9 protein-coding genes and 1 pseudogene are annotated in these 9,247 nt (G+C 27.1%); 4 read left to right on the plus strand and 6 right to left on the minus strand.

What is annotated here, in order from left to right; all coding sequences use genetic code 11:
- The 4 genes and pseudogenes from BVC87_RS23610 to BVC87_RS22615 form a co-directional block, all read left to right on the plus strand.
- Positions 1–592: pseudogene (locus BVC87_RS23610) on the plus strand (TOPRIM nucleotidyl transferase/hydrolase domain-containing protein); the annotation flags it as partial.
- Positions 577–2,592, plus strand: coding sequence for an AAA family ATPase (locus tag BVC87_RS22605; RefSeq protein WP_075344672.1), 2,016 nt, complete (start codon positions 577–579; stop codon positions 2,590–2,592). The pseudogene BVC87_RS23610 and the gene BVC87_RS22605, both read left to right, overlap by 16 nt.
- A gap of 92 nt (positions 2,593–2,684) precedes the next feature.
- The gene (locus BVC87_RS22610; RefSeq protein ID WP_075344673.1) at positions 2,685–3,290 is read left to right on the plus strand and encodes a hypothetical protein; all 606 of its coding nucleotides are present in this window, start codon (positions 2,685–2,687) and stop codon (positions 3,288–3,290) included.
- 229 nt (positions 3,291–3,519) lie between these two features.
- The gene (locus BVC87_RS22615; RefSeq protein WP_075344674.1) at positions 3,520–4,365 is read left to right on the plus strand and encodes a restriction endonuclease; all 846 of its coding nucleotides are present in this window, start codon (positions 3,520–3,522) and stop codon (positions 4,363–4,365) included.
- A 1,120-nt stretch (positions 4,366–5,485) separates the two neighbouring features.
- Here the strand turns inward: BVC87_RS22615 and BVC87_RS22620 are convergent.
- From BVC87_RS22620 to BVC87_RS22640, 6 genes are all read right to left on the minus strand, one after another.
- Positions 5,486–5,971, minus strand: a complete 486-nt coding sequence (locus tag BVC87_RS22620; protein WP_075344675.1) for a hypothetical protein — start codon at positions 5,969–5,971, stop codon at positions 5,486–5,488.
- A 178-nt stretch (positions 5,972–6,149) separates the two neighbouring features.
- Positions 6,150–6,695: a hypothetical protein gene (locus tag BVC87_RS22625; RefSeq protein WP_143569889.1), complete on the minus strand. Its 546-nt coding sequence runs from the start codon at positions 6,693–6,695 to the stop codon at positions 6,150–6,152.
- A 2-nt stretch (positions 6,696–6,697) separates the two neighbouring features.
- A complete protein-coding gene (locus tag BVC87_RS22630; RefSeq protein WP_075344677.1) occupies positions 6,698–7,609 on the minus strand; it encodes an RHS repeat-associated core domain-containing protein in 912 nt (303 codons plus the stop codon).
- A 143-nt stretch (positions 7,610–7,752) separates the two neighbouring features.
- Positions 7,753–8,196: a type II toxin-antitoxin system RelE/ParE family toxin gene (locus BVC87_RS22635; RefSeq protein ID WP_075344678.1), complete on the minus strand. Its 444-nt coding sequence runs from the start codon at positions 8,194–8,196 to the stop codon at positions 7,753–7,755.
- On the minus strand, positions 8,197–8,370 hold the full coding sequence (locus tag BVC87_RS23615) for a hypothetical protein (RefSeq protein WP_159439405.1): 174 nt from the start codon (positions 8,368–8,370) through the stop codon (positions 8,197–8,199).
- A 31-nt stretch (positions 8,371–8,401) separates the two neighbouring features.
- Complete coding sequence (locus BVC87_RS22640; protein WP_075344679.1) at positions 8,402–9,058, minus strand: IS1 family transposase; 657 nt, start codon at positions 9,056–9,058, stop codon at positions 8,402–8,404.
- Between the last annotated feature and the right edge of the window lie 189 nt (positions 9,059–9,247).

The following is a 9,247-nucleotide window of genomic DNA, read 5'->3' on the forward strand; positions in this document are numbered from 1 at the left end:
TTTAGTATCACAAAATATTTCGGTTATTGAAGTAGGTGCATATTCACATATTTTTGAGAAATTCATTGATTTTGTTGGTCTAAAGTATCTTTTAATTACTGATATTGACACAAATAAATTGATTCCTACTGGCGAAAAGAATAAAGAAGGTGATGATATAATGGTATCTAAATCATGTCGAGTGAATGATCCTAATGTGAGTGGCACGAGTAATTCTTCATTAAATCATTTTGTTAATAAAAGTGTACAAGAATTAATTAAATCTCAAAATATATTAATTAAGGATAATAATTTATGTATTGCTTTTCAACATGAAGAAAGTGGGTATCATGCAAGAAGTTTTGAAGATGCTTTTATACATATTAATTTATCTTTTATCAAAAAAAATAAAGATGCTTTTAATGGATTAAAAAATAAAAGAGAATTTGATCTAGAAGGAAAAGATAAAAAAGACGCATATGAGCTTGCCGAAAAATGTATTCTAAAGAAAACACATTTTGCTCTAGATGTAGTTTATCATAGTGATCAAAATTATAGTAATTGGAATATTCCATCATATATAAAAGAAGGATTACTATGGCTTCAGAAGTAGATCAAATTATAGCAACAATGGCAATGGGAAATCATTTTTTATTAAATGGTGGTGCTGGTAGTGGAAAAACACATACTTTGATTGAGCTTATTCAAAGAATTACTGAAAAAGAACCAAAGGTAAAAATAGCATGTATAACATATACTAATGTTGCGGCTGATGAAATTACAGAAAGAGCAAATTCTTTTTCATTAAAGGCTTCTACAATTCATGATTTTTTATGGGATAATATAAAGGGATTTCAAACCAATTTAAGAGATGCAATAATAGAACTAAATGAGGATGTGTCTGAAGAAGAATTATCAAGGGATAGAGAAATTAAATATCTAGAATATAAAAGCTTAAAGAAGGGAGTTATTTCACATAATGAAGTTTTACAACTAGCCAAATTTCTTTTTAAAAAACATCCACTTCTATCGAAAATTATAAACGATAAGTTTGATTATATTTTTGTAGATGAATATCAAGATACTTCTGAAGAAGTAATAGATATTTTATTGACTCACCTTAATAAAAAAGAACTTGATTTAAAAATTGGTCTTTTTGGAGATAGTATGCAATCTATTTATGATGGGATTGGAAAGATAAAGATTGAGGAATTAGAGTTTAGTGAGCATCAAAAACTATTAAAGGAAGTTCCTAAAAAGTTAAATAGAAGAAATCCCAGAAAAGTATTAGATTTAGCAAATGAATTAAGAAATGATACATTAATTCAAAAGCCTTTAGAAGGAACTAAAGCTCCAAACATTAAAGAAGACGGAACAGTTAAAGAAGGTAATGTCACTTTTCTTTATTCTTCACTAAAAAACAAAACTATTAAAGAAGTTTTAGAAAGCAAGTATTGTTTTAATTGGGATTTTGAGAATTACGACGACAAAGGAAAGCCTCTATCTAAAATCTTATTTACTAGGAATAGTCAAATAGCAAAAGAAGCTGAGTTTAATTCACTTTTTCAAATCTATGAAAAAGATAAAATAATAGGAGGATCTGGATATGTTAAAAGAATAAAAGATTTTTTAAAAGTATACCCTATAGAAGGAGATATTAACTCACTCACTTTTTTGGAACTTTTAGATAGACTTACAAAAAAATATGACGAAAAATTAGATATAAAAAAGGCTCTTGAATTAGTGGAAAAAGAAAAGAAAAATAAAGACACTACTCAAAAAGCTATAAATGCTGTTAAGAAAGTACACCCTGGAATTGAAAAAATTCTTCCTGCTAGAACTATGTGTGACTATATTTTTGATAATAAAGAACTTTTTGAAACTGTACTTAATACTGAGTTTCAAAACTTAGCTAACATATATATTAATAAGGATAAACTTATAGGAAAGAAAAAAAGTAAAAATTCAACTTCAAATAAAAGAAATGATGAAAGAGATGTTCTAATTAAGTATTTATACAAAATTCAAGAAATTATTACGTTGTATAGAGACAGAGATATTATCAAGCTGATTAAAAAAGTTGATTTTAAAATACAAATAGGAAAACATAAGCTGCTTCTCAAAGAGAAAATGGAAAATTTATGCTTGCTTACCTCTTCTAAAATAAAAGATATTTTAGATTATATTGAAACTTCTGAGCTATTTAATATTGACCCAAGAATTACAGAGTTTATAGAAAAAAATCCCTATATAATTGAAAGAATTAAAAGAGTAAACTATTCAGAAATCGAAAATCTTTATAATTATACAGAGGGGCTTAGTTCATATTCAACTCAACATGGTGTAAAAGGAGATGAATTTGACAATGTCTTAGTTGTTATTAATAAAGACAAAATTTCGCAGTTAACGGTATGCTACAAAACTCTTTTTGAAGGAGATTCTGAAGATAAAAAGTATTATGATAGAACATTAAATCTTTTCTACGTTGCTTGTACAAGGGCAAAGGAGGATTTGGTAGTATTCTATGAAGGTGATTATTCAGATAAAGTTATTCTTAAAGCAAAAGAGTGGTTTGGTCAAAATAATGTAATTGATTTAAAACATGTTAACTGAGATTTTTAAAAAAAACAAAAATAGACTCATTAAAAGGTTTAGAAAAATAGTTTGTTATACCTGGACTTTTAAGGAGGTAAAACTTTATAAGAGTGAATAAGAAAAATAGTAATAATAACTTTTTAATAGTACTAGTAATTGTAATAGTAATTATAATTTATGTAGCTTCTTTAGGTAAAGTAGATGTTACATTAGAAAAAAGTAACAACCAAAATGATGAAGAAAAAAATAATTTAAGCAAACTAAAGGCAAGGCATAAAAAGCTTGAGACACTAATACAAAAGAAACAGGAGTTAAGTACAAAATTAAACAAGAAGTTTAAACGAATTTATTTCGGTGTTCGTTTGGTTTTATCATCTTTATTTGTCGGCTACAATCTATTACTCTATTTCTTCTTTAATATTACTAATCTTGGTGATTTACTGAACTGGAATCAATTTGCACTTATAATTATGGCTTTGTTTTCTTTTATAACATTTGGCTCCTTTGCTAATGTCAAAGAGTTTGTACAAAATATAAAAATGAGATTAGAGCTAAGAACATATGATAAGTATAAAGATATTTTTGAGCAATTAAAAAATCATAAAGAAGAAGCTATTAGGATAACCGCTTCTATTACTGACACTGAATTAAAAATATCTAAACAGACAGTTGTTAATGATACTACTCTGAAAGAAAACAATAATAAAGTAGTTTAAAACAACTTGACAAATTATGAATCGCTTTGAGTTAATTAGATTTTAGAATATAAAAAACTGAAATGCCTGATTAAAACTGGAAACAACAAAACTAGCTAATAATTTAAGATTATGTAAAAGGTAATTTCCATTAAACTAATTGATGGAGAAACTTTACAAAAGCAGAAGAGATTTAAGATAGAAGAATACAGATAATAATCCATATCCTACTTTAACCATAAATAAAAAAATGTCCATAGAAAATAAAACTTGGAGAAAATATGAAAGACAAATTTATCAAGAACTTGTTAATATATTTACTGATTGTGAATTCGAATTTGATGATAAGGTTTTCGGAAAATACAGCAGAACTGATAGGCAAATTGATATTTCAATACGAGGAAATATTGGAGGAAACAAAATTCTTGGAATAATTGACTGTAAACATTTCTCGAAAAAAATTAATATAAAGGTTATAGAAAGTTTTCTTGGAATGTTAGAGGACACTAAAGCAAACTTTGGATTGATAATCACAAATAAAGGATTTAGTAAATCAGCAAAAAATAGAGCTAATATTCGAAATTTGAGACTTGATATTATTGAGTTTGATGAATTAGAAAGGATAAAGTTAACTTATGATTATTTTGTGAATCAAAAAATTAGAAATCTTGAATTATCGAAATACGAGCTTTTTAAAAGAGCATCAGAAAACTCGGGTTACTTTGATGTATGTAAATCTGATTATAAGAAAAGATTAATAACTTTTAAAGAGGGTTTTGTAAATACAGAATACTTCGCTTTTAAAAAGATCATTTTAGAAAGTGCTCGATTATTTAGAGATTTTAGGGACTTAGATGTTCTTACTATTAGAATTCCAGCAAATAAAGAAGGTAGAAAACTATTATATCACTCAAAAATAAAAAGGAATGAATTAGAAAAGTTCTTAAATCTTAATTTCGACCTTCTAAGAGAAGATATTAAATCGTGGAGAAGGGATTTTTTAGAAAACGGAAACTATACAAAACAATCGATTTACGATTTTGCAAAAGCAAATATAAATTCAACTGAATATAATAATTATGAAAAACAGGTATAAAAAACATTAACCACTAGATAAACTATTAAAGGCAAAAATGTGAGTTCGTACTCGAATTATTTTAAGATAGGTCTTATTAAACAATAGCTTCCCCCCCTCTTTAATGATATAATATTTATAAAAGGAATATAAAAACGTAATTATTACGCAAAATCTAAATCCTAGAATAGGTTTACAGTCGGTATGACCTGAGTAATTTTTTAATTCTGTGCTTTAGTATTGTTTACATTTTCCTATTTATAGTGAAATCATATAACTAACACCTTATAAATTATAAGGAATAGAAAAACGCAAGAAACGCAATTATTACGCAAAATCTAAATCCTAGAATGGATTTATAGCCTGTATGATGTCAGTGATTTTGTAATTCTGTGCTTTAGTATTGTTTATGTTTTCCTGTTTATGGTAAAGTCATATAACAAACACCTTATAAATTATAAGGAACAGAGAAACGCAAGAAAACGCAATCATTACGCAAAATTTAAACCCTAGAATAGGTTTACAGTTTTTATGATCAAAGTAATTTTTTAATTATATACTTTAAAATTATTTATCTTTTCTAGTATATAGTGAAATCATAGAACTAATACTTTATAATCTATGGGGAATACAAAAACGCAAGAAAACGCAATCAATACGCAAAATCTATATCCTAGAATAGGTTTGCAGCTTGCATCATCTGAGTAACTTTTTAATTATATGCTTTAAAATTGTTTATGTTTTCTTGCTTACAATGAAATTATAGAGCTAATACTCTCTAGTTATGAGGAACACAAATACACAGAAAACGCAATCATTACGCAAAATCTAAATCCTGGAATAGGTTTACAGCTTGGATGATCTGAGTAAGTTTTTAATTATATACTTCAGAATTGTTTATGTTTTCTTACTTACAGTGAAATTATAGAGTTAATACTCTCTAGTTATGAGGAACACAAATACACAAGAAAACGCAATCAATACGCAAAATCTAAATCCTAGAATAGGTTTACAGCTTCTATGATTTAAAGATTTTATAGTAATATCTTCTTTCCTTCTTAAGTGTTTTTAGAAATAAAAAATCAGCAGTTATTATTTATAACCACTGATTTTAAAAAAGCTACTATCTTATATATTAACTTTAATTATTATCGAGTTCTATAGTCTTTATCAATTCTACCTCATCATTATCAGTTATTTTAAACATATATAAATAACTAATACCTAAATATACTTCTTTATGTTTAGTTTTCTCTTTGCTTTTTATTAATTCAGCAAAGAAAATATCATTTCTTATTTCAGAAAAATTAATTTGAACTTTTGAACACTTCTTGATATTAAGAGATAATAAGTTATCATCAACTAAATTTTTTTTATTTGTGTCACGAACAATCTCTTCTTCTGTGATAGGATTAGATTTTTCAAGTTCAGACCTAAAATACTGAGCAAGTTTAGTATAACTAACTACCTCATTAGAAATATAATATTTCTTTTTACTTTTTACGAATAAGCTATACTCCTTTGATGATGTTATCTTACTTAAAGCAAACTTATAAATTTTGACCTTTTCATTTATCGAAAAAGATAAAAAGCACAAACTTAAAATAACTATAATTTTATTTTTCATTATTTAATCTTAACGTTTCCGCCCAAGGAGATATTTAACTACATATAGTCTTTTACATTTTTTAAAAAACTATTTCAATTAACTTAAATATACCGCCCTTTCTTGAGCGGTATATACTTTGTAATAATATATTTTGATATTAAAGTTCATTTTAACCATTACCTTATTAGATAACAATTTAATGTATTTCAATTGTTGTTTGGGTTCCGTCTGAACAATTTTCAAAACAATTAAATCCCTTTCTAAACCTTTTTTTATGATTCATTTTATAATATTCATGCAAACAATAAATATCAATTCCGTCAACCTCTTTACCATTATCAATATCTGTAAAAATACCTTCTTCTCTAAGTTCTAAATCTCTAAAAAAACTATCAACATCTAAATTACTAAAACCTCCTAACCTGTAATATCTGGAATCATCAATTCCAAATGCCAGATAATAGTAACAATTTCTTTCTAATGTATTAACACTAGAGTTAATCAATCTGTAGGGCTGTGAAAATAAAATTTTCATGAAAAGAAACTTTTTATATTTAGTTTCTAAAAACTCTATTTTTTGTGATTCTATATCTTTTATTACTTGATTTTTATCAGAAACCCCATATTCACTAACCGTAAATAGTTTTGCCTTAAAAGCTATTGAAACAGTATCTATTGATGCTTTTTGACAATTAACTGTGAATGATACTAAAACTAGTATTAAAAATATTATTTTTTTCATTTTTATAAATCTTCTAATGTTTCCCATAATAATGCTCTTTTACCACTTAAGTCACCAGAACTATGACCTGCGTTGGATTTTTTTCCTGATCTTTTTAAACCTTCAAGGTACAAATAATAACTTCTAGTACTTTCTATTTCATAACTTGCATGCCCCATTTCATGTCTTAATGTCTCTATTGTGGACGGAGTTTTATCTGGGTCATGAACAGATGGTCCAAGTGTTGGGTTTATAAAAATTTCAAGAGTATTTAGTCCAAAACTCCTAGAAGATAACCTAACATGGCCATTATTTTGATCTACAGAAAAAGAAAATTCATTTTTACCATTTTTACCTGACATACTTTTAGTCCCAACAAATATATCAACACTTTCTCCATACTCATTTGTTATATTATCCATTTTCGCAAACATGTTGGGTGACTTTTCTTTAAAATTATCAATTTTTTCTTGTGTAGATTCTGCAAGTCTTGTATACTTACTTAATTTTCTTTGAGATTTTTTTAAATTTCTTTTAGCTTTTTTATACCTCTTATATTGAGATCTACTACTGAAATCTTCTCTACTGGTTCCATATGATGACTCTGCACTTTCTACTATTTTTCGATTTTTTTCTACTTGTTTTTCTGCTTTTTTTCTTCTCTCCTCATCGCCATTGATAATTTTTCGCCCGTCAGGATCAACAAAAAACAAAGGATTATTCAATGTATAAACGTAAGGTGACGTAGACGAGTAGTTTTCAGCTAATGGATCAATATTCATCCACCTACCTAATGCTACATCATAATTTCTAGCACCAAAGTCATACCATTCAAGTCCTAATTCATCATTTAACTCTTTTCTTCCTAATCCGAATTTCTGCGCTGTGCTATTTCCAAGACTTGAAACAACTTCGTTATAACCTCGATACTTCAATCCAAAGGGATAATCACCTAAGAGCGATTTTTTGATCTCTTTCTAATTTTTTAGACCTTTTACATCCTAAAAACTAACTATTTTCAAAGAACTTATACTTTTAATAATAATGTTCAATTCAGAATTATTATCCCTTCTTTTGATTATCGTTCCAAACCTCTGTCTCTTTCTTTCCCTCGATCTTTTTCTAATTCTTGCCTTTGTCGAATCTTATTCAGTTGACTCTGTCTTTGATTCAGTCTTAATTTCTTTTCATTTCTAAGCTCATGAATTTTTCTGATCTTAGTCTTTTCATCTACTAATTCAATATCTCTATTTTGATGAAATACTCCAAAGATTTTTATGGTTTTTGTTTTTTCATTCACTAGATAATGAACCGTATATGGAAAAGAAGAACCTAAAACAGCTCTTCTATGATTATTTTCTATTTGCTTAAATATTTTTGGATTTTCTTTTAATTCAGAACGAATTTTATAAAAAGCATTTTTGAACCGCTCACCTAGTTCAAGTTCTTTAGAGCGATACCAAATAAACCTTTTGTTGAGTTCTGCGATTGCCTCTTTTGTATATTTGATTTTATAATCCACCTAGTCTGACATTTTTTCTAGTTCAGATAAATAAAAATCTAAATCTTCATCATCAATAAGGTTTTCATCGTTTTCTGCATCTTTGATACGTTGTGCAATAATACGTTCACGTTCTGCATCAAATTCTTCCTTGCTTACTAATTCTCCTTTTTTGTTATAGTAACCTTCATTCATATTCTAAATATAACATATTGTGTTTGGTCTTTCATCCCCAAAAATAAATTCTCAAATGTGCTTCTAAATACTTCTGATTTCTAGTAAAACAAATGGTTTTTCTACTTAACCGTTTTATATGCATCCGTAAATTTAAATTCATTCTCTCAATTTTATTTGTACAATATTGAAAACGTTTATGAATTTCTCTTGGAATAATAGTTGGATAAATATTCAATCTATCTGTATAAATCTTCTTCGGATTCAGTAATAAAACTTTATCTATTACTTGCTTCAAGGTTTCAGTAGATCGGTTACCAATTATAAAACTAACAACACTTTTAGTCTTTTGTTCAATAGCGTACACTAACCAATTGTGTGATTTACCATTCGCTATTTTTATAAACATCTCATCAACTTCAAATTTGCAACCAAACTTATTGAAATAAGGAGTCTTTATTTGACTAGCAATCTTCAAAACTCTTGATAAAACAGTATTTTTAGAAATATCAAGTACTCTTGCAATACCTCGAACCCCACAACCTTCTTTCAGTAAGTTTTTAATAAAATCATTTGTTCCTGATTTATAAGCTTGATAGGCATACTCTGATTGAAAGTAACTTCCACAATCTTTGCAATAGAATCGTTGTTTATTATTCTGGATTCCTTTCTTGATACAATCACCAGAATTACATCGAGTGCATTTCATAACATTTTTTAGGTGCTAATTTAATACACGTCGCTAAAAGAAACCTAGATGTTAAAGGTTCTAACAAAATTTTAATATTTCAATGAACTAAAGATACTGCTCTAAAAGAACAGTATCTATTTTTTATCTTGCTGATTTTCAAATCTAAAAATCATTATTTTACATCAGGTGCTAATTTGACCCATTACC

Source organism: Tenacibaculum agarivorans, assembly GCF_001936575.1.
Lineage (GTDB): Bacteria > Bacteroidota > Bacteroidia > Flavobacteriales > Flavobacteriaceae > Polaribacter > Polaribacter agarivorans.